Genomic DNA, 20,404 nt, shown 5'->3' on the forward strand with positions numbered 1-20,404 from the left:
TGTGTAGGAGGTAGGGGCGATGCCGGAAACGCTCGACGCGCTGGACGCGCGGCTGCTGCTGTTGCTCACCGACTCGCCACGGCTCGGCGTGCTCGAATGCGCGCGCCGTCTCGGCGTCGCGCGGGGCACCGTGCAGGCCCGCCTCGACCGGCTGACCGAACGCGGGATCCTCGGCGGTTTCCCGCCCGAACTGGACCTCGCGGCGATGGGGTACGGCCTCACCGCGTTCGCCGTCCTCGAGATCGCGCAGGGCCGCCGGGCCGAGGTCGTGGAGGCGCTCTCGGCGATCGACGAGGTGTGCGAGGTCTACGCGACCACCGGTCAGGGCGACCTTTTCGTGCGGATGGTGGCGCGCAACAACGACGATCTGCAACGGGTGGTCGACGAGGTGGTCGGCGCGCCGTACGTGCGGCGGACGTCGACGTCGATCGCGTTGTCGACGCCGGTTCCGCCGCGGGTGCGGCCGCTGCTGGAACGCCTGGCCCGGTCGTGAGTGGTAATGACGGTTAGAACCGTCATTACCACTCACGAGCACGTCAGAGCACCTGGGCGAGGTAGCGCTTCGCCGACCGCTGGACGGCCGCGTGCCCGTCGGTGCGGATGATGGCGTCCCACCAGGCGCCGTAGATCGCCTCGAACGCGTACGGTTCGAGCATCTCCGCCGCGCGCCGGACGACCTCCGGGCGCTCCGGGATCAGGTTCGGGTAGCTGTACATCATGCCGACGAAGCGGCGGTCCGGGATGACCTGCAGGATGTCGCCCGCGAGCACCGCGCCGCGGCCGTTCTCCCCGCCCGGCCAGTGCAGCACGGTCCCGCCGTCGAAGTGCACGCCGAGGTTGAGCAGCCGCAGGTCGGGGGCCACGTCGAGGGTCGCGCCGCTCCACAGTTTGATCGCCGGGTCCTGCCTGCCGATCCACTGCCGGTCGTTCTCGTGCAGGTAGACGGGCACGTCGAAGGCGTGGGCCCATTCGACCATCGTCGTGTAGTAGTGCGGGTGGCTGATCGCGATGCCGGTGATCCCGCCGAGGTCACGGACCTTGGCGACGAGGTCGTCGTCGAGGTAGCCCGCGCAGTCCCACAGGAAGTTGCCGGATTCGGCCTTGATCAGCAGCGCCCGCTCGCCGATGGCGAAGTTGGGGGTGGAGCCGACGCCGATCAGGCCGGGTCCCTGCTCCTCGACGCGCGCGGTGTACGTCCCGCTCTCGCGTACGGTCTTCAAATCGGTCCACCGTTGTCCCGCCTGCGGGACGTACTGACGCTCGTCCTCGCAGATGGGGCAGTCGGACCGGGGTTCCGCGTACTGCATGCCACAGGCGACGCAGATCGGTAGCTCACTCATCGTTTCCCTCCAGATTTCTCCGGGGGTCACGCTAATGGCTCATATGCGCGCCCGGCCATATAGGGCCGGGCGCGCGGAGGCTCACTTGCCGGTGTAGGGCACGGCCTTGACGAGCGTCACCTTCTGGATGCTGCCGTTGGGCAGCTCGTACTCACGGGTCTCGCCCTCTTTGGCGCCGAGCAGCGCCTTGCCGAGGGGCGACTCCGGCGAGTAGACGTCCAGGTCACCCTCGGTGCCCTCTTCGCGGGTCGCCAAGAGGAAGTTCTCGTCCTCGTCGTCACCGTCGTAGCGCACGGTGAGGACCTTGCCCGGTCCCGCGCTGCCGTCGTTGGCGGGCGGCTCGCCCACCTTGGCCGAACGGAGGAGCTCCTGGAGGTGGCGGATGCGGGCTTCGTGCTGGCCCTGCTCTTCGCGGGCGGCGTGGTAGCCGCCGTTCTCCTTGAGGTCGCCCTCTTCCCGGCTATCGTTGATCTTCGCAGCGATGACCGGGCGGAGCTCGATGTAGTGGTCGAGTTCCTGCTTGAGCCTGTCGTAGGCATCCTGGGTCAGCCAGGTCACCTTTGTGTCGCTCACGGTCACCATCTCCTAGTAGGGCCTGCCAGGCTTGGGTGTACAAGCCGGCCACCAGGCCGGCATGGCGCGTCGGCCTGGCTGAGATAAAGGAAAAACACGGCCCGTCTTGGGCCGTGCCGGTAGATCAGAGTAACACGGCGCGAGGTATCGCCGCCGGTCGAATTCGGTCGCGCCTCGGCGTTGGGCGCCCGTTTCACCCCGTTGGCCGCTATGGCCTTGACAGGTACCGTGGTACGTCGTATGAGCACCCGAAGATATCAGCCGTGACCGGCCTTCCGATGCTCTTGATGGTGGTCGTCACCCTGCTGTGCTTCGAACCAGGCTGAATCAGGACCTCTTTGCGGCCGCTTTCCGCTCCGGTCTTGTCCCGGACCCGGACGACGCACACCCCGGGACGGTTCACATCGTCCCTGGTCACGTTGATCGTGATCTCCATCGCGTCGCCCGGCTTCTCATCGAACGAGACGCGCTCGCCCTCGATGGGCGCGCTGCCGAAGTTCAGGTACGCGACGTAGGCGATGCCGCCGCTGACCAGCAGCGCGACCAGGCCGAACACCAGGCGCCGCCAGCGTGACGGCCGCGCGGCTCGGGGCTTGCCGTAGCGGCCCTCGGGCAGGTCCGTCCGGGTGCTTTCCGCGGTGGGAGCATCCTGTCCCGTGCTCAACCCGGGCCTCCCGGTTGGTGTCGTCGTGCTCGCAGGGACAATGGAGCCGTATGCGAGTGGTTCCCCTCGAGTATCCGCGCCCGGCCGCGCGGGCCGTCAGGCAGGGTCGCAGGGGAATACGGAACGAGAAGGGGACGTTCGGAGCATGGTGTTAGCCGATGAACCGCCGAAGTCACGCCTCCGCCTGATGGCGGTGCACGCGCACCCTGACGACGAGTCGAGCAAGGGCGCCGCCACGCTGGCCAGGTACGCCGCCGAAGGACACGAGGTCATGGTCGTGACCTGTACCGGCGGCGAAGCGGGCAGCGTGCTGAACCCCGCCATGGACCGTCCCGAAGTACAGGCCAACATGACCGAGATCCGCCGGGAGGAGATGGCCCGCGCGGCCAAGATCCTCGGCGTGAACCACGTCTGGCTCGGTTTCATCGACTCGGGCCTGCCCGAAGGCGCCCCGCTGCCCCCGGTCCCGGAGGGCTCGTTCGCGGTCGTCCCGCTGGAGGAGTCCACCGGCGCGCTGGTGAAGGTCATCCGCGAGTTCCGCCCGCACGTGATCGTCACCTACGACGAGAACGGCGGCTACCCGCACCCCGACCACATCCGCACGCACGAGATCTCGGTCGCCGCCTTCGACGCCGCGGGTGAGCCGGAGTGCTACCCGGACGCGGGCGAGCCGTGGCAGCCGCTGAAGCTGTACTACGTGCACGGCTTCTCGCGCGCCAGGATGACGATCTTCCACGAAGCGCTGCTCGCGCGCGGCCTGGAGTCGCCGTACGAGGAGTGGCTGAAGTCGTGGGACCCGGAGAAGGCCGACGTCATGGAGCGGGTGACCACCCGCGTCGAATGCGGCGACTACTTCGAGCAGCGTGACGAGGCCCTCAAGGCGCACGCCACCCAGATCGACCCGAACAGCCGCTGGTTCGCCGTCCCGCGCGACCTGCAGCGCGAGGTCTGGCCGACCGAGGAGTACGAGCTGGTCCGCTCATTGGTGGACAGCACGCTGCCGGAGGACGATCTGTTCGCCGGTTTGAAGGAGAAGGTGGGCTGAATGAGTTTCGTGGTGCCGGCGTTCGCCGTCGTTCCGGTGACGGTGTCGTCGCAGTTCCTGGCGCAGCAGCCCGGCAACGGCGACAACGGCGGCCAAGGTGAGGACTTCGGCAAGTCGTCGCCGGTGGGTTTTCTGATCCTGATCCTTTTCCTGATCGCCGTCGCGCTGCTGGTGAGGTCGATGACCAAGCACCTGAAGCGGCTTCCGGAGAGCTTCGACGAACCGGCGGCGGCTTCGGCCGGTTCGGAGACTTCGGATGCTTCGGGGGCTTCGGATGCGCCTGCCGAGGGGGCGCGCGAGGAGAAGGTCGTTACCGAGGAGTCCGCCGCGAAGGCGGAGAAACCGGCCGCCAAGTCCGACTGAGCGTGTTATGAACGGGACTTTCATTGCGAATTTTGCAATGAAAGTCCCGTTCATAACATTCTTGAAGCGCGTCAGAGCCGCGGGTCGACCGGATCCGACTCCAGGGCCAGTACGGCGAACACGCACTCGTGCACCCGCCACAGTGGTTCCCCGCGCGCCAGCCGCTCCAGCGCCTCCAGCCCCAGCGCGTACTCGCGCAGCGCCAGCGCCCGCTTCCGGGCCAGCCCCCGCTTGCGAAGCCGTTCGAGGTTCTCCGGCAGCGTGTAGTCGGGCCCGTAGATGATCCGCAGGTACTCCCGCCCGCGCACCTTCACCCCCGGCTGCACCAGCCCGCGCGCGCCGCGGGTCAGGTTCGCCGCCGGTTTGACGACCATGCCCTCGCCGCCCGCGCCGGTCAGCTCCAGCCACCATTCGACGCCGCGTGCCACCGACGCCGGGTCCGTGGTGTCGACGGCCAGCGTCCGGGTGCGCGTGAACAGGTCGCCGGTGAGCCGGTCCAGCAGCGAGAGGTGCCACTCGTGCGGCCGGTCGTGGTACGACCGGCCCTCCGACGCCAGCACCTGGAACGGCGCGAGCCGGACGCCGTCGAGGCCGTCGGTCGGCCAGCAGTAACGCCGGTAGGCCTGCCGGTACGCGTCCACAGTGGACTCACGAAGCCGTGTCCGCGTCAGCAGCTCCGACACGTCGATCCCGCGAGTGGCGGCAGCGTCCAGCGAAGCGACGGCGGCGGGCAGCACGGCCTGAGCCGCCGCGCCCACAGCCGCGTACTGGCTCGAAATCAGTGAACCCGCCTTCGCGCTCCACGGCAGCAACTCCGCGTCGAGCAGCAGCCAGCCGGTGTTCAGCTCCTCGAACAGCTCTGAGGCCGCTTCGCGCACACCACTGAGCAGCTGCGCGTTCTGTTCGGGCGTGAAGAACGGGCGCCCGGTGCGGGTGTACACCGCGCCGGAACCCTGGATCCCGAACCGGGCGGGCGCGACGTCGTCGTCACGGCACACGAGCAGGACCGCGCGCGAGCCCATGTGCTTTTCTTCGCAGACGACGGATTGGACACCCGCCGCGCGGAACTCCGCGAAAGCCTCCTCAGGGTGTTCGAGGTAACCGTCCGAAGTGGACGTCGAACACGGCGCCATGGTCGGTGGCAGGTACGGCAGCCAGCGCGGGTCGACGGCGAACCGGCTCATCACTTCGAGGGCCGCCGCCGACTGCTCGGCGGAAACCCCGACGCGGCCGTGGTGATGCGTCTGGATGATCCGCTTACCGGTGACGTCGCCCAGTTCCAGCACCGCGGGCTCGCGTCCGCCCAGCGGCCGCGCCGGTTCGAGCGGGCGGGCCGGTTCGTACCAGACCTTCTTCGCCTTGACCGAGACGACTTCCCGTTCCGGGTACCGCAAAGCGGTCAGCTTCCCGCCGAAGACGCAGCCCGTGTCGAGACACATGGTCCCGTTGATCCACTCCGGTTCCAGTGTCGGTGTGTGTCCATAAAGGACCATGGCGGTGCCGCGGTAGTCGCGTGCCCATGGCAGCCGTACCGGCAGGCCGTACTCGTCGGTCTCGCCGGTGGTGTCGCCGTAGAGGGCGGTGCTCCGCACCCGGCCCGACGCCCGTCCGTGGTACTTCTCGGGCAGGCCGGCGTGCGCGACGACGAGCTTGCCGCCGTCGAGGACGTAGTGCGCGATGAGCCCTTCGCAGAAGGCGTGCGCCTTCGCGCGGAAGTCCTCGTCCTGCGCGGAAAGCTGCTCCAGTGACTCCGCGAGCCCATGCGTCACCTGGACTTTGCGCCCGTTCAGCGCGCGGACCAGCTTCTGTTCGTGGTTCCCGCAGACGACCAGCGCGCTGCCCGCCTCGGCCATCGCCATCACGCGGCGCAGCACACCGGGGGTGTCGGGGCCGCGGTCGACGAGGTCGCCGACGAACACCGCGGTGCGGCCTTCGGGATGTACACCGTCGACGTAACCCAGCTCGGTGAGCAGTTCCTCCAGTTCCTCGCGGCAACCGTGGACGTCGCCGATGACGTCGAACGGCCCGGTCAGCTCGCGGCGGTCGTTGCGCAGCGGCTCGACGACGATCTCCGCCTCGGCGATTTCGGCTTCGCTCCGCAACACGTGCACGCGGCGGAAACCCTCACGCTCCAACGACCTCAGCGATCGGTGCAGTTCGCCGCGCTGACGGCGGATGACGTGCTCGCCGAAGTCGCGGTCCGGACGGGACTCGTTGCGTTCCTGGCAGACCTTCGCCGGCAGGTCCAGCACGATCGCCGTCGGAAGGACGTCGTACTCCTTCGCCAGCTTCAGCAGGCTCGCCCGTGAACCGCGCTGGACGTTCGTCGCGTCGATCACGGTGACCCGGCCGGCTTCGAGCCGCTTCGCCGCGACGTAGTGGAGCACGTCGAACGCGGCGGCCGACGCGCTCTGATCGTTCTCGTCGTCGGCGACCAGGCCGCGGAAGTAGTCACTGGACAGCACCTGCGTCGGCGCGAAATGCGTGCGCGCGAAGGTCGACTTGCCGGACCCGGAGGCCCCGACGAGCACGACGAGGGACATGTCGGGAATGGTCAGCTTCATGCCCCGGCCTCCTTTCGAGACGTGAAGACCGCCATCTGGGTCGGCGGTCCTGATTCTTGGGACACGGGTCCTACCGGGAGGTGACGGACGTCGTAGCCGCGCCGCGACGCGACACCCTCGGCCCACGAACGGAACTGCTCCCGTGTCCATTCGAAACGGTGGTCGGCATGCCGGAAGCGGCCCTCTTCGAGGAATTCGAAGTGCCGGTTGTACTCGGCGTTCGGCGTGGTGACGAGCACGGTCTGAGGCGCGGCGACACCGAACACGGCGTGCTCCAGCGCCGGCAGGCGCTCCTCGTCGACGTGTTCGATCACCTCCATCAGCACCGCCGCGTCGTATCCGGCCAAGGACGGATCGGCGTAGGTCAGCGCGGACTGCCGCAGCGTCACCCGCGATTTGTCCTTCAGCCGCTTCTCCGCGATGTCGAGCGCGCTCGCGGAGACGTCGACACCGACGATCTCCGTGAACGACGGCTCCTTCTGGAGCACGCGCAGCAGCGCGCCACCACCGCAGCCGAGGTCGAGCACACGCCGCGCGCCCGCCGCCCGGAGCGCTGCGAGCACACTCCCGTGCCGCTGGACGGCCAGCGGTTCGGGCCGGTCCGGCAACTCGGTGACCCGGGCTTCGGCCTCGGCCGGGACGTCGTCGGCTTCGGCCAGCTGAGCGAGCGCGTACGAGACGATCGGGCGCCGCCGTTCGAGGTACCGGTTGGTGATCAGGTCCCGCTCCGGATGACCGGCGAGCCAGCCCTCGCCGGCGCGCAGCAGCTTGTCCGCCTCGTCCTGGCCGACCCAGTAGTGCTTGTCCCCGTCGAGCGCGGGCAGCAGGACGTACAGATGCCGCAACGCGTCGACGACTCGCTGCGTCCCGGTCAGCCGAAGGTCGACGTAGCGGGCGTCACCCCACTGCGGGAATTCGGGGTCGAGCGGGATGGGCTTCGCCTCGACCTGCCAGCCGAGCGGTTCGAACACCTTGTGGACGGCTTCCGCGCCACCGCGCGCGGTCAGCGAAGGCACGCGGATCTCCAGCGAGAAGGGCTCGTCGACCAGCTCCGGCCGGTTCACGCACCGGCCGGCCAGTGCCGTGGTGAAGACCGCCCGCAGCGCCACCGCCAGATACGAGCCACCCGCGTACGGCCGGTCGTTGACGTACTGGGTCAACGACGTCCCGCCGCCGCGCACGAGGTCGATCGGATCGATCTCGACCAGCAGCGCGACCGTGCAGCGCTCGTCCGACGCCTCCGGGTAGAAGACGTGCGCCGTCCCGGCCGAGAGTGGGAACGACTGCGCTTTCCCTGGATGTTTGTGCAGGAGAAAGCCGAGGTCGGTGGCCGGGTTCCGGGTGGTCGTCATGGTCAGTAGCACCGGGTGAGTGTCGCGCAGTCGGCCGTCGTGCGCTCCTGCTTTTCGGCGTGCGACCCTGGAGACATGTCGAACCGCCTGAAGGCCGCGACCAGCCCCTACCTGCTGCAGCACGCCGAGAACCCGGTGGACTGGTGGCCTTGGGGGGAAGAGGCGCTGGCCGAGGCGAAACGGCGGAACGCGCCGATCCTGCTTTCGGTCGGATACGCGGCCTGCCACTGGTGCCATGTCATGGCACACGAGTCGTTCGAGGACGAAGCGACCGCGACCCTGATGAACGCGAACTTCGTCAACATCAAGGTGGACCGCGAAGAGCGCCCGGACATCGACGCGGTGTACATGACCGCCACGCAGGCGATGACCGGCCAGGGCGGCTGGCCGATGACGTGTTTCCTGACCCCCGAGGGCGAGCCGTTCCATTGCGGGACCTACTACCCGCCGTCACCGCGGCCGGGGATGCCGTCGTTCTCGCAGTTGCTCGTCGCGGTCACCGAGGCGTGGGCCGAGCGCCCGGAGGAACTGCGCTCCGGTGCCCGGCAGATCATCGCGCATCTCACGGAGAAGAGCGGTCCGCTTCCCGAGTCCGTTGTGGACGGTGAGGCCCTCGGCTCCGCGGTCTCGGCGCTGCGGAAGGACTACGACGCCGAGACGGGTGGTTTCGGGGGAGCGCCGAAGTTCCCTCCGACGATGGCGCTGACCTTCCTGCTCCGTCACCACCAGCGGACCGGTTCCGATCTCTCCATGGTCGAGCGCACGGCCGAAGCGATGGCGCTCGGCGGACTCAACGACCAGCTCGCGGGCGGGTTCGCGCGCTACTCGGTCGACGCGCGCTGGGAAGTGCCGCACTTCGAGAAAATGTTGTACGACAACGGGTTGCTCTTGCGCTTCTACGCTCAGTTCCACGGCGTGACCGGGCTCGGGTACGCGCGCCGGACGGTCGAAGAGACCGCGGAATTCCTGCTGCGGGACCTCGGGACGGCCGAAGGCGGTTTCGCCGCGTCGCTCGACGCCGACACGGACGGCGTCGAGGGGCTCACTTATGTCTGGACTCCCGCGCAGCTCACCGAGGTGCTCGGTGCGGAGGACGGTGCTTGGGCGGCGGAGCTGTTCCAGGTGACCGAGCGGGGCAATTTCGAGCACGGTGCTTCGACACTGCGGCTGCGTGAGCCGCATCCCGAAGACGCGGAGCGTTACGAGCGGGTCCGCCGGACACTGCTGGCCGCGCGCGACGGACGTCCTCAGCCCGCCCGTGACGACAAGGTCATCGCCGCCTGGAACGGGCTCGCGATAGGCGCGCTGGCCAAGGCGGGCACCCGGCTGGATCGTCCACAGTGGATCGACGCGGCGGCCCGCGCGGCCGCTTTCCTGATGGACACCCATTTCGTGGACGGCAGGCTGCGCCGGACCTCGCGCGACGGCGTCGTCGGGACCACGGCGGGGGTGCTGGAGGACTACTCCTGCCTCGCCGAGGGATTGCTCGAACTCCATCAGGCGACCGGGGAGCCGCGCTGGCTCGCCGACGCGATCACGCTGCTGGACCTCGCCTTGGCGCATTTCGGCATCCCGGACTCGCCCGGGGCCTACTACGACACGGCCGACGACGCGGAAGTCCTCGTGCAGCGGCCTTCCGACCCGACCGACAACGCGAGTCCGTCGGGGGCTTCGGCGCTGGCGAACGCGTTGCTGACCGCGTCCGTGCTGGCGGGGCACGATCAGGTGGGCCGCTACCGCGAGGCGGCCGAGCGGGCGCTGGCGCGTGCGGGCCGGCTCGCCGCCCACGCGCCGCGCTTCGCCGGGCACTGGCTCTCCGTCGCCGAAGCCGCCGCGGCCGGTCCGGTGCAGGTCGCCGTCGTCGGGCCGGACGCCGCTTCGCGCGCGGATCTGCTGGCCGCGGCTGTCGCGTCGTTGCCGGACGGAGCCGTCGTGGTCGCCGGGGTCCCGGACGCCGACGGCGTGCCGCTGCTGGCCGAGCGCCCGCTGGTGGACGCCTCGGTCGCCGCGTACGTGTGCCGTGGGTACGTGTGCGAGCGTCCGGTCACGACGGCCGAGGAACTGCGGTCTCAGCTCACCTGACGTGTTATGAACGGGACTTTCATTGCAAAATTTGCAATGAAAGTCCCGTTCATAACACGCGCGAGTCCCGGCGGTCGCGGGGTCAGCTCACCACTCCCACCCCATAGGGCCGAAGGCGCCTCCGCCGGTCTGCGGGGCCCCGACCGGCTTCACCGCGACCTGCGGCTTCGGCTTCGGCTTGGCCGTAGTGGACTTCGCAGGCTTCTGCGGCTTCGTGGACGTCGGCGGCTTCGTAGTCGGAGGCTTCGTGGTCGGCGGCGTTCCGATGATGGTGAAAGTGCGGGAGGTCTTCGTCCCGTCCGAGCAGGTGAACGTCGCCGTGTACTTGCCCGGCGTCTTGCCGACCTTGCCGTAACCGGCGGTCTTCCCCCAGTTGCCGCCGATCGTCCACTGAAGCGGCGCCGCGAACCCCGGCGACGTCACCGGGGTCGCCGGTCCGCAACCGCCCATCGCGGCCTTAGTCTCGGCGTAGATCTCCCCACCGGGCTCGACTTCGGTCGGAGCCAAGAACCAGGACACGTCCTTGGTTTCGGTCGCCGCCGCCGGCGCGATCACGGCGAGCTGGGCCGCTCCGACGATGAGCGCGCCGATCATGGCCTTCTTCAGCATGAGGTTCCCCTTTTCCGTCAACTGCTGGTGGGGACACGTCCGCGCAGGCCATCAGGTTGCCTCGGGTTTCGCCGGGCGAGAACACGAGTGTGTCTCGACGATTGCAGGCGTAGCGTCGGTAGCGTTGTAATCATGTAATCGCGGAGGCGAGCATGCACACCTACTTCAGGACGGCGAGGCAGATGGGACGCGGTGGCTGGAAAGGCCGGGGCGGCTGGCAGCAGGCGGACATCCCGTCGGCGGACGACGCGGCGGCGTGGTTCGGGGGGCGGCTTCCCGACGGCTGGTTCGCCGGTGACCCCGAGGTCACCGTGGATCGCGAGGAGATCGTCATCGTCGGCGAACTCCAGCCCCTCACCGGCGAATACGCCGACGACGCCGCCCGTGCGGCGGCCGAAGACGGCCGGATCAGCCGGTTCCGGGAGGAGACGCGCGACGAGCGCATCGAGATCGCGCGCCAGGCCGAGCACCGGTATCAGCGCAAGGTCGCCTGGGGCGCGAGCCTCGGCGGCACGAGGCGGCTCTTCACCACCCATTCGGCACCGGTGATGACCAGGCTGCGGCAGCCCGAACGCCTGGTACTCGACACCCTCGTCGACGCGGGTGTCGCGCGTTCGCGGTCGGAGGCGCTGGCCTGGGCGGTCCGGCTGGTCGGGGAGCACGCGGACGCCTGGCTCGCCGAACTCCGGGAAGCGATGACCAAGGTCGACGATCTCCGCTCACAGGGACCGGACCTTTCCTGAGGCCGGGTTCTGCCCTACAGTCACCGATTCCGCCGTCTTGACCGAAGTCCTCTCGCGAAAGAAGGCGTCATGGACGGCAGATTCACCCGGCGGCAGCTGATCAAGGGCGGCGTCGTGGTGGCCGCGAGCACGATGCTCGCGCCCACCGCCTCGGCGGCCCCGTACGGGGTTCCGGTCCCGGTGCTTCCCTGGCCCGCGGCCAATGACATCGTCGCGCGGACGAAGCTCCCGGTCTTCCCGGACCGGACGTACTCCGTCCTCGACTTCGGTGCCAGAGGCGACGGCAAGACCGACAACACCGCCGCCATCAGGAAGGCGATCGAGACGGCCAACGCGCGGGGCGGCGGACACGTCGTCGTGCCGAAGGGCACCTTCGTCACCGGTGCCGTGTACCTCAAGAGCAACGTGGACCTGCACCTGGCCGCTGGGGCGGTGCTCAAGTTCGGCTCCGACGCGTCGAAGTTCCCGAACGTGCTCACCCGCTACGAGGGCATCGAGTGCGTCAACCGGTCGCCGATGGTCTACGCCTACAAGGAGTCCAACATCGCGCTGACCGGGCCGGGCACGCTCGACGCGAACGACACGTCGTCATGGAACAGGGGCAAGGACCGCGAGTACCTGGAATCGTTGGTGGCCAAGGGGACCCCGCCGGAGAAGCGGGTCGTTCCCGGCTCCGGGCACGCCATGCGGTCGGCGTTCGTCGAGCCGTACGCGTGTGACACCGTGCTCATCCAGGGGGTCACGCTGAAGAACCCGATGTTCTGGCAACTGCATCCGACACTGTGCCGGAACGTCACGATCGACGGCGTCAAGACGGATCCGAACCCGGCCCACTCCAACACCGACGCGTGCGACCCGGAATCCTGCGACCACGTGGTGATCGTGAACAGCGTGCTCGGCGCCCACGACGACAACATCGCGCTCAAATCCGGCCGCGACGCGGACGGGCGCAGGATCGCTGTGCCGTGTCAGAACATCGTCGTCGCGGACTGCGTGATGAACGGCAACTGGGGCGCGATCACCTGCGGCAGTGAGCAGACCGGCGGTATCCGCGACGTCTACGCGTACCGGCTCAAGGTCACCGGCGAGACGAAATACGCGCTGTACGTCAAGTCGAACACCCTGCGCGGCGGCTTCACCGAGAACATCAACCTCGACCGGGTTTCGGGCACGTTCGTGCGCTCGATCGGGTACGTCCTCCCGGACTACAACGGCCAGACCGGCCCCTACGTGCCGCGGTTCGGGCCGTTCACCATCAGCAACTCGTCCAGTACGAAATGCGGCCAAGCGGCGTTCAACGTGCGGGGGTTGCCGAACTCACACGTCCATGGCCTGAGGGTGAGTGATTGCCGCTTCGATGGCGTCGCGAACACGAAGAACACCCTGGAACACATCGACGACCTGCGGTTCGAGAACACCACGATCAACGGCCGCCCGGTCTGATTCGTCCTGCGCTCCCCGATGCGGTGCGGCAGGCTGGGCGAAGACCGCACCGCATCGGAGGAATCGTGGACACACCAGGACTTCCCGCGAAGATCGACCCGGACGCGCTCACCACCGTCCTCGATGGACGGTGGGCGGAACTCCGCCGCGCGGTGCGGGCACAGATGGCGGCGGAGGACTTCAAGGACCCCGCCAGCGACCCTGCCCTCGACATCGAAGCGCACCGCGCCCAGGTCCTCGAATGGCTGCGCCTGCTCGCTCGCACCGACCGGCCGGGGCTCGGCTTCGACCCGGCGTACGGCGGTGGCGGCGACGTCGGCGGCTCGGTGATGTCGTTCGAGATGCTGGGCTTCGGCGATCTCTCGCTGATGGTCAAGGCCGGGGTCCAATGGGGTCTGTTCGGCGGCGCGGTGCAGTTGCTCGGCACCGAACGCCACCACGAGCGTTACCTGCGCAAGATCAAGGATCTGGAGCTGCTGGGCTGCTTCGCGATGACCGAGCACGGGCACGGCTCGGACGTCCAGCATCTGCGCACCACCGCGACCTACGACCCGGCCACGCGTGAGTTCGTCGTGCACACGCCGGACCGCGGCGCGATGAAGGAGTACATCGGCAACGCCGCCCGCGACGGCGAACTCGCGGTGGTGTTCGCGCAGCTGATCACCGGTGGCGAATCGCGCGGCGTGCACGCGTTCCTGGTGCCGATCCGCGGCGAGAAGGCTCGGGGCGTCGAGATCGAGGACTGCGGCCGCAAGGCCGGTCTCAACGGCGTCGACAATGGACGGCTCACCTTCACCCAGGTGCGGGTTCCGCGCGAGGCGCTGCTCAACCGCTTCGGAGACGTCGCCGAGGACGGCACCTACACGAGCCCGATCGAAAGCGACGGCCGCCGGTTCTTCACGATGCTCGGCACGCTCATCCGCGGCCGGGTCAGCGTCGCGGGCAGCGCCGGCAGCGCGACCAAACGCGCGTTGACGCTGGCCATCCGATACGGCGAACGACGACGGCAGTTCGCGAGACCGGAAGGCGAGGAGGTCGTCATCCTCGACTACCGCGCCCACCAGCGGAAACTGCTGCCCGCGCTGGCGACGTCGTACGCGCTGCACTTCGCGCAGGAAACCCTCGTCGCGAAGCTTCACGACATCGCCGAAGACGCGCCGGAGGAGGAGCAACGCGAACTGGAATCGCGTGCGGCCGGGATCAAGGCCGTCTCGACCTGGCACGCGACGGCCGCCATCCAGACCGCGCGGGAGGCGTGCGGCGGTTCCGGCTATCTGTCGGAGAACCTGCTCGCCGGGCTGAAGGCCGACACGGACGTCTTCACCACCTTCGAGGGTGACAACACCGTGCTGCTGCAGCTGGTCGCGAAAGGTCTGCTGACCAGCTACAAGGACCACTTCGAGGATCTGAGCCCGCTCGCGACCGCGCGGTTCGTGGCCGAGCAGTTCGTCGAGGCCGTGATCGAGCGGACGTCCGCGCGGAAGGTCGTCGAGCGGCTCACCGAAGCCGACGACAGCGACGTGCTGTACTCGCGCGAGTGGCACCTGAAGCTGTTCGAAGACCGCGAAGAGCACGTGCTCGGCGGCGTCGCGCAGAGGCTTCGTAAGGCCGCTTCGGATCCCTTCGGCGTCTTCAACGACGCCCAGGACCACGTCCTGCGGGCCGGGCGCGTACACGTCGATCGGGTGGTGCTGGAAGCGTTCGTCGACGCCATCGAGCGCTGCGCCGACCCGGACGCCCGTGAGCTGCTGGAGCGGGTCTGCGATCTCTACGCGCTGGCGAACATCGAGGCCGACCGGGGCTGGTTCCTCGAACACGGCCGCCTGACCTCCGGCCGGTCGAAGGCCGTCACCGCCGCGGTGAACGCGCTGTGCGCCGACCTGCGCCCGCACGCGCGGACACTCGTGGACGCCTTCGCTATCCCCGAGCAGTACCTAGCGGCTCCGATGCTGCGGGACTGAGCCCGGCCCGCTGCTCGGCGAGTTCGGCCCGCAACGCCTTCACCTCGCGGGTCAGCTCGTCGAGGTGTTCGCGGGTGACGGCCTGCGCGTTCTCGTCGGCCTCGGCCACCCGGCGGATCAGCCACGACGCCAGCGTGGCGGTGACCACGCCGAGCAGCGCGATCCCGGCCACCATCAGCCCGACCGCGACGATACGGCCGGTGCCGCTGATGGGATAGCGGTCGCCGTAGCCGACCGTGGTGATGGTCGTGATCGACCACCACACCGCGTCGGGGAAGTCGGTGATCGGCGCGTCCGGCGCGGCGCGTTCGGCGTCGAGCACGGCGAGCGCCGAACAGAACACGATGAGCGCCGTCGCGCCCACCGTGTAGACCACGACCCGGCCGCGCAGCGACAGGCCGGCGTTGCGGTTGAGGACGTTCAGCACGGTGACCAGCCGGAGCAGGCGCAGCTGCCGGATCAGCGGGAGCACGATGATCAGCAGGTCGAAGATGTTGTTCTTCAGGAAGACCCGTTTGTCCTCGGCGTGCTTGAGGCGGACGCCGTAATCCAGGGCGAAGACCGCCCAGGCGAGCCAGGTGACGACCTCGAACCAGAGCCGGCCGGTGTCCCCGATCGAGGGTTGGAGGATCGGCCACGCGTAGGCGGCCAGGAACAGCACGGCGGCGGCGTTGAGCGGCCACTCCATCCGCTTTTCCCACATCGGGCGTCTCCTCACCTGGCCTTTTCCAGGTGCACGCTAAGCGATGTCGAGGGCCGTTCCATAGAGTTTGTCGGTTTTGAGGGTAATGAAGAGCCTGCGTTCACCTTCGGGTGTCCGCGTGACTTCGGAGAGTTCCGCCTTTCCTTCCACGACCGCGAATTTCCAGTGGTCGGCGCTGGAGACGTAGAGCGACGCGGTGGGGTTGTTGCGGAGCTGCTTGACCTTGAGGCGGTCCTCGGTCGTGCTGATCCGGACCTCGCGGGTTCCGGGATCCCAGTCGTAGAGGACGGTGGAGAGGTGCGGACGGCCGTCGCGCTTGAGGGTCGCGAGGGCACCGAAGGTGTGCTCGGCGAGGAATGCGCTGAGGGCGGTTTCGTCGAGGGGGCGGGGCGGGGCGTTCTTGGTCATGCGGTGATCATGGCCGAGGTTCCGCGGCGCTGGAAGAAGGCACTTTCTTGTGCCAGAGGGAACACGCTTGTGTCCGTCCTGGTCACGCTGGTCGAATCCGGGTCATGACAGCCGCGTCCGCCGGCCGCCCGAAACCGATCGACCGATGTCAGGACGTCTACGACGTCCTTGCCCAGATCAGGCTGCGGCCGGGCATGTGGATCAGGGACGGCTCTCTCCGGGCGCTGGAGAACATCCTCATCGGCTACAGCGTCGCGTTGGACGTCCATGGGATCGACGAGAAGCCCGTGATGTGGCCTGACGGCCCCTTCGCCCAGTGGGTGCAGAGCCGTTTCGGGTGGTCGATGTCCGCTGGTTGGGCGTTCGCCATTCAGGCGCATGCCGAGGGAGAGGAGCCGCTGGAGGTGTTCTTCCGGCTCCTGGACGAGTACCGGGCCGGCTAGGAGTACATCGCCAGCCAGATCGCGACGTAGTGAGACGTCGCCGCGAGAACCGTGCACGCGTGGAAGTACTCGTGGTAGCCGAACGTTTCCGGGAAGTGATTCGGCCACTTGACGGCGTAGAACACCGCGCCCAGCGTGTAGAAGAGCCCGCCGACGCAGAGCAGCACGAGCGCGGCGATGCCGGCGTGGGAGCCGAGTTCGGGCAGGACGAAGACGGCGACCCAGCCCAGCGCGATGTAGATCGGCACGCCCAGCCACCGGGGCGCGTTCGGCCACAGCATCTTCAGGGTGACGCCGCCGATCGCGCCGCCCCAGACGATGGCGAGCACGATGTACCCGGTCGGCTGGGACATCGCCAGAAGGGTGAACGGCGTGTAGGTGCCGGCGATGAACAGGAAGATCATCGAATGGTCGGCGCGCTTCATCCATTCGTATGCTCGCGGGCTCCACAAGCGACGGTGGTAAAGGGCGCTGACGCCGAAGAGGCCGAGCACGGTGAGGCCGTAGACCGAAGTGGCCAAAGCGGCCAAAGGCGACACAGTGGACGCCGCGAGACTGATCAGAGTCACCGCTCCGGCGACTGCGACGAAGAAGGACCAGAAGTGGATGTGGCCACGCAAACGAGGACGGGTGTCCACCAAGGGCGCGGGGCCGGACGGCTGCTGTTCGGACTCTACGCTCACTCTCTCAGGTTACGGCACCGTAGGTTTTTCGCCAGTGTCCGTGGCGCGTCCCACTGGGACGCGCGGGGTGCGTACCCTCCGGTGGCGTGAGTCTTCGGTCCTTCTTGTCAGACGTCGTGTACAGCGCCTACGGCAGGCGCCTGATCCAGCAGGCCAAGGGACGCCATCCGCGTCACATCGCCATCATGCTGGACGGTAACCGTCGCTGGGCGCGCGAAGCGGGCTTCACCGACGTAGCGGACGGCCATCGCGCCGGCGCAAAGAAGATCGCCGACTTCCTGAGCTGGTGCAACGAGGCCGATGTCGAGGTCGTCACCATGTGGCTGCTCTCGACCGACAACCTCGGCCGCGCGGCCGAGGAGCTGAGCCCGCTGCTGAAGATCATCACCGACGTCACCGACGAGCTGGCCGCGCCGCACACACCGTGGCGGCTCCGCATCGTGGGAGCCCTTGACCTGCTGCCCCCGGAGGTCGCGAAAGCCCTCAGCGCGGCCGCGGAGCGCACCGAAGGGCGCTCCGGGATGGAGGTCAACGTCGCGGTCGGTTACGGAGGGCGGCAGGAGATCGCCGACGCGGTCCGCAAGCTTCTGCTCCAGCACGCCGACGAGGGCACCTCGATCCGCGAGCTCGCGAAGATCCTGGACGTCGATCATATTTCCGAACACATGTACACCTCCGGCCAGCCGGATCCGGATTTGATTATCCGCACCTCGGGTGAGCAGCGGCTTTCCGGATTTCTGCTCTGGCAATCCGCGCATTCGGAATTCTGGTTCACCGAAGCGTATTGGCCCGCGTTCCGCCGGGTCGATTTTCTCCGCGCCATGCGTGATTACGCGTGGCGGCACCGGCGCTTCGGTTCCTGACCGGACATGACGAAGGCCCCGGCGTGCACTCCGGGGCCTTCGACGTCCACACTGAGGATCAGTGGTGGTGGTGCTCCAGCGAGTGGAGGATCAGGGCCGGGGTGGTGGCGATGCCCGCGTAGGCACCGGCGACCAGCGAAGCGGCACCGTAGCCCAGCGCGCCGCCGCCCTCGATGAAGGTGTTGTAGGCGTCGCCGAACGTCGGGTCCGGGGTGCCGGTGGTGTCACCAGTCGCGGCGAACGCGGTTCCGCCGACCATCATGATGCCCGCGGCGACGGCGGAAACGAAACCAGCCTTCTTCAGCACTTCGCACACTCCTTGGTAGAGATATTCAGGGATCGGGGGCACCGAAATCCGGTGGGGGTGTCCCGCAGTGAGAAAATTACTCGCTATTCAGGCTTTGTGACCGTCTCGTAAGCCCATTGTGTGAGCCCGAAATGGCCGTCTTCACTCGGTCCGGTTCACTGTCCAGGTCACAAAATGCGCTCCGCTACGAAGCGTGGTAGAAGCCTGAGTCTCGTAGGGTGAACGCCCTCTGTCGCGTTAATCCGACCAGGTCGCGTCAACGAGCGTCCCTGAATGGAGATCATCATTACCCACCGTGACGGTGACTCGGCGTCGGTGTCAGGCGACCGACAGTGAGATGACGGTTTGGCGAATCACCGTGGTGGCTGCCTGCGCGATCGCCCGGACGCAGGTACCTTCCGGAAGTGAGGGTTCGCGTCCCATGCGGACTCTCGCGGGAGGCCCTGGTCGTGGCGGTTGTCGACAGGGCGGCTGAGCCGCCCAGTGGATGCACGAGGGGGCCGGCACCCGGCCCTCGCGGCCGTGCCGACTGACGCGGAGAGCGTCAGAAGGAGCGGTTAGCCAGGGAGGTGCCCGGCCCAGCGAGTGCGGGCGTGGTGCCACGCCCACGAGGGAGATGCCGTCGTGACTGCGCAGCGTTCACCCCGCAAGGCCTCTGGCCGTTCTTCGACCGGTGCCCCTGGCCCGGAGAAAGCCTCGATCTCGCCCGAATCCCAGCGGTCCACTTACGTGCTCGACACGTCGGTCCTGCTCTCTGACCCCTGGTCGGTGACTCGTTTCGCCGAACACGCGGTCGTGCTCCCGCTGGTCGTCATCAGTGAACTGGAGGCGAAACGTCACCACCCCGAATTGGGCTGGTTCGCGCGCGAAGCGCTTCGCATGCTCGACGACCTGCGTCGTCAGCACGGCAGGCTCGACGCGCCGATCCCGATCGGCGAGCACGGCGGAACCTTGCAGGTGGAGTTGAACCACTCCGACCCCACGGTGCTCCCGGTCGGTTTCCGCACCGACTCCAACGACCACCGCATCCTCGCCTGTGCGCTCAACCTGGCGGCGGAACGCGCGTCGGTCACGCTGGTGACCAAGGACATCCCCCTGCGCGTCAAGGCGGGCGCCGTCGGCCTCGAAGCCGACGAGTACCGCGCGCAGGAGGTGACGCCCTCGGGCTGGACGGGCATGGCGGACGTGGACGTGCCGCAGACCCTGGTCGACGCGCTGTTCAGCGGGTCTTCCGTGGATCCGGCGGAGTTCGGGATGCCCGAGGTCGGTGAACTGCCCTGTCACACCGGCCTGAGGCTGCTGGCGGGCAGTTCGAGCGCGCTGGGCCGGGTCACCGCGGACAAGCGGATCCGGCTCGTGCGGGGTGACAAGGAGGCGTTCGGGCTGCACGGCCGTTCGGCCGAACAGCGGGTCGCGCTGGATCTCCTGCTGGACTCCGATGTCGGCATCGTCTCGTTGGGCGGACGCGCCGGTACGGGAAAGTCGGCGCTCGCGCTCTGCGCGGGGCTGGAATCGGTGATGGAACGCCGCCAGCACCGCAAGGTCGTGGTGTTCCGGCCGGTGTACGCGGTCGGTGGCCAGGATCTGGGCTACCTGCCCGGCTCCGAGAGCGAGAAGATGCAGCCGTGGGCGCAGGCGGTGTTCGACACCCTCGGCGGGCTGGTCAGCCAGGACGTCCTCGACGAGGTCTTCGACCGCGGCATGCTCGAGGTGCTTCCGCTGACCCACATCCGCGGCCGGTCGCTGCACGACACGTTCGTCATCGTCGACGAGGCACAGTCCTTGGAGCGCAATGTGCTCCTGACGGTGCTTTCGCGGCTCGGCACGGCTTCGCGGGTCGTGCTCACGCATGACGTCGCGCAGCGTGACAACCTGCGGGTCGGGCGGCACGACGGCGTTTCGGCGGTGATCGAGAAGCTCAAGGGGCATCCGCTGTTCGCGCACGTCACGCTGACGCGGTCCGAACGGTCGCCGATCGCGGCACTGGTCACCGAGATGCTGGAGGACCACGGCTAGCGCGCGCTTTCACCCTGAGGTGCCAAGGGTGTCGTGAGTGGTAAGTGTCGTTAGAACGGCACTTACCACTCACGACCAGGCTTTTGAGAGCAACGCCAGGCCGTAGGTGCCGAGTGGCGCGACCTTGATCAACGGAGGATCGAGAACGTTGCGTGGCCCGGATCCTCCTTTGATCAAGGTTCCGGACGGAACACTTCGCGACGATGAAGGAATTGGGACGTTGAGTGTCCAGATTCCTTCAT

Annotated in this window: 20 protein-coding genes; 10 read left to right on the forward strand and 10 right to left on the reverse strand. The window is 68.1% G+C overall.

Translation table 11 applies throughout. The annotated features are described in order from the left end of the window. The first annotated feature begins 19 nt into the window (after positions 1–19). Positions 20–493: an Lrp/AsnC family transcriptional regulator gene (locus SD37_RS06100; RefSeq protein ID WP_044852223.1), complete on the forward strand. Its 474-nt coding sequence runs from the start codon at positions 20–22 to the stop codon at positions 491–493. 43 nt (positions 494–536) lie between these two features. On the opposite strand, the gene SD37_RS06105 is transcribed toward SD37_RS06100, so the two are convergent. From SD37_RS06105 to SD37_RS06115, 3 genes are all read right to left on the reverse strand, one after another. Continuing rightward, positions 537–1,340, reverse strand: coding sequence for an MBL fold metallo-hydrolase (locus tag SD37_RS06105; RefSeq protein ID WP_044852224.1), 804 nt, complete (start codon positions 1,338–1,340; stop codon positions 537–539). Between the two features lie 81 nt (positions 1,341–1,421). Beyond that, entirely contained in the window at positions 1,422–1,922 is a 501-nt protein-coding gene (greA, locus tag SD37_RS06110; protein WP_016337198.1) for a transcription elongation factor GreA, read from the reverse strand. A gap of 199 nt (positions 1,923–2,121) precedes the next feature. Next, on the reverse strand, positions 2,122–2,577 hold the full coding sequence (locus SD37_RS06115) for a DUF4307 domain-containing protein (RefSeq protein ID WP_044852225.1): 456 nt from the start codon (positions 2,575–2,577) through the stop codon (positions 2,122–2,124). A gap of 145 nt (positions 2,578–2,722) precedes the next feature. Here SD37_RS06115 and mca point away from each other — a divergent pair, with 145 nt between their 5' ends. Further along, positions 2,723–3,622 (forward strand): mycothiol conjugate amidase Mca, encoded by a 900-nt coding sequence (gene mca / locus SD37_RS06120; RefSeq protein WP_065912753.1) that lies wholly within the window; start codon positions 2,723–2,725, stop codon positions 3,620–3,622. Next, entirely contained in the window at positions 3,623–3,985 is a 363-nt protein-coding gene (locus SD37_RS06125) for a hypothetical protein (protein WP_044852227.1), read from the forward strand. A gap of 71 nt (positions 3,986–4,056) precedes the next feature. Here SD37_RS06125 and SD37_RS06130 read toward each other — a convergent pair whose 3' ends face one another. Both SD37_RS06130 and SD37_RS06135 read right to left on the reverse strand, forming a co-directional pair. Further along, positions 4,057–6,549, reverse strand: a complete 2,493-nt coding sequence (locus tag SD37_RS06130; RefSeq protein WP_044852228.1) for a polynucleotide kinase-phosphatase — start codon at positions 6,547–6,549, stop codon at positions 4,057–4,059. Continuing rightward, complete coding sequence (locus tag SD37_RS06135; RefSeq protein WP_044852229.1) at positions 6,546–7,913, reverse strand: 3' terminal RNA ribose 2'-O-methyltransferase Hen1; 1,368 nt, start codon at positions 7,911–7,913, stop codon at positions 6,546–6,548. The genes SD37_RS06130 and SD37_RS06135 overlap by 4 nt, the downstream gene beginning before the upstream one ends. 63 nt (positions 7,914–7,976) lie before the next feature. Between SD37_RS06135 and SD37_RS06140 the strand changes: the two genes are divergently transcribed. Next, a complete protein-coding gene (locus tag SD37_RS06140; protein ID WP_044852230.1) occupies positions 7,977–9,983 on the forward strand; it encodes a thioredoxin domain-containing protein in 2,007 nt (668 codons plus the stop codon). Positions 9,984–10,070: 87 nt separating this feature from the next. Here the strand turns inward: SD37_RS06140 and SD37_RS06145 are convergent, their stop codons facing one another. Then, positions 10,071–10,592 (reverse strand): hypothetical protein, encoded by a 522-nt coding sequence (locus SD37_RS06145; RefSeq protein WP_044852231.1) that lies wholly within the window; start codon positions 10,590–10,592, stop codon positions 10,071–10,073. 182 nt (positions 10,593–10,774) lie between these two features. On the opposite strand from SD37_RS06145, the gene SD37_RS06150 reads away from it, so the two are divergent. From SD37_RS06150 to SD37_RS06160, 3 genes are all read left to right on the forward strand, one after another. Beyond that, complete coding sequence (locus SD37_RS06150) at positions 10,775–11,335, forward strand: hypothetical protein (RefSeq protein ID WP_044852774.1); 561 nt, start codon at positions 10,775–10,777, stop codon at positions 11,333–11,335. 69 nt (positions 11,336–11,404) lie between these two features. After that, positions 11,405–12,778, forward strand: a complete 1,374-nt coding sequence (locus SD37_RS06155) for a glycoside hydrolase family 28 protein (RefSeq protein WP_044852232.1) — start codon at positions 11,405–11,407, stop codon at positions 12,776–12,778. A gap of 65 nt (positions 12,779–12,843) precedes the next feature. Next, on the forward strand, positions 12,844–14,739 hold the full coding sequence (locus tag SD37_RS06160) for an acyl-CoA dehydrogenase family protein (protein WP_044852233.1): 1,896 nt from the start codon (positions 12,844–12,846) through the stop codon (positions 14,737–14,739). Here the strand turns inward: SD37_RS06160 and SD37_RS06165 are convergent. Both SD37_RS06165 and SD37_RS06170 read right to left on the reverse strand, forming a co-directional pair. Then, on the reverse strand, positions 14,696–15,442 hold the full coding sequence (locus SD37_RS06165; protein ID WP_044852234.1) for a potassium channel family protein: 747 nt from the start codon (positions 15,440–15,442) through the stop codon (positions 14,696–14,698). The genes SD37_RS06160 and SD37_RS06165 overlap by 44 nt on opposite strands. A 36-nt stretch (positions 15,443–15,478) precedes the next feature. Next, positions 15,479–15,850, reverse strand: coding sequence for a pyridoxamine 5'-phosphate oxidase family protein (locus SD37_RS06170; protein ID WP_044852235.1), 372 nt, complete (start codon positions 15,848–15,850; stop codon positions 15,479–15,481). A 104-nt stretch (positions 15,851–15,954) separates the two neighbouring features. On the opposite strand from SD37_RS06170, the gene SD37_RS06175 reads away from it, so the two are divergent. Beyond that, positions 15,955–16,293, forward strand: a complete 339-nt coding sequence (locus SD37_RS06175) for a hypothetical protein (protein ID WP_044852236.1) — start codon at positions 15,955–15,957, stop codon at positions 16,291–16,293. Here SD37_RS06175 and trhA read toward each other — a convergent pair. Beyond that, positions 16,290–16,931 (reverse strand): PAQR family membrane homeostasis protein TrhA, encoded by a 642-nt coding sequence (gene trhA / locus SD37_RS06180; protein ID WP_044852775.1) that lies wholly within the window; start codon positions 16,929–16,931, stop codon positions 16,290–16,292. The genes SD37_RS06175 and trhA overlap by 4 nt on opposite strands. 131 nt (positions 16,932–17,062) lie before the next feature. On the opposite strand from trhA, the gene SD37_RS06185 reads away from it, so the two are divergent. Beyond that, a complete protein-coding gene (locus SD37_RS06185) occupies positions 17,063–17,839 on the forward strand; it encodes an isoprenyl transferase (protein ID WP_037306485.1) in 777 nt (258 codons plus the stop codon). Positions 17,840–17,897: 58 nt separating this feature from the next. On the opposite strand, the gene SD37_RS06190 is transcribed toward SD37_RS06185, so the two are convergent. Then, a complete protein-coding gene (locus SD37_RS06190) occupies positions 17,898–18,146 on the reverse strand; it encodes a hypothetical protein (RefSeq protein WP_044852237.1) in 249 nt (82 codons plus the stop codon). Positions 18,147–18,875: 729 nt separating this feature from the next. Here SD37_RS06190 and SD37_RS06195 point away from each other — a divergent pair. After that, the gene (locus SD37_RS06195) at positions 18,876–20,162 is read left to right on the forward strand and encodes a PhoH family protein (RefSeq protein ID WP_126737523.1); all 1,287 of its coding nucleotides are present in this window, start codon (positions 18,876–18,878) and stop codon (positions 20,160–20,162) included. Positions 20,163–20,404: the final 242 nt, after the last annotated feature.

The organism is Amycolatopsis orientalis, from assembly GCF_000943515.2.
Lineage (GTDB): Bacteria > Actinomycetota > Actinomycetes > Mycobacteriales > Pseudonocardiaceae > Amycolatopsis > Amycolatopsis orientalis.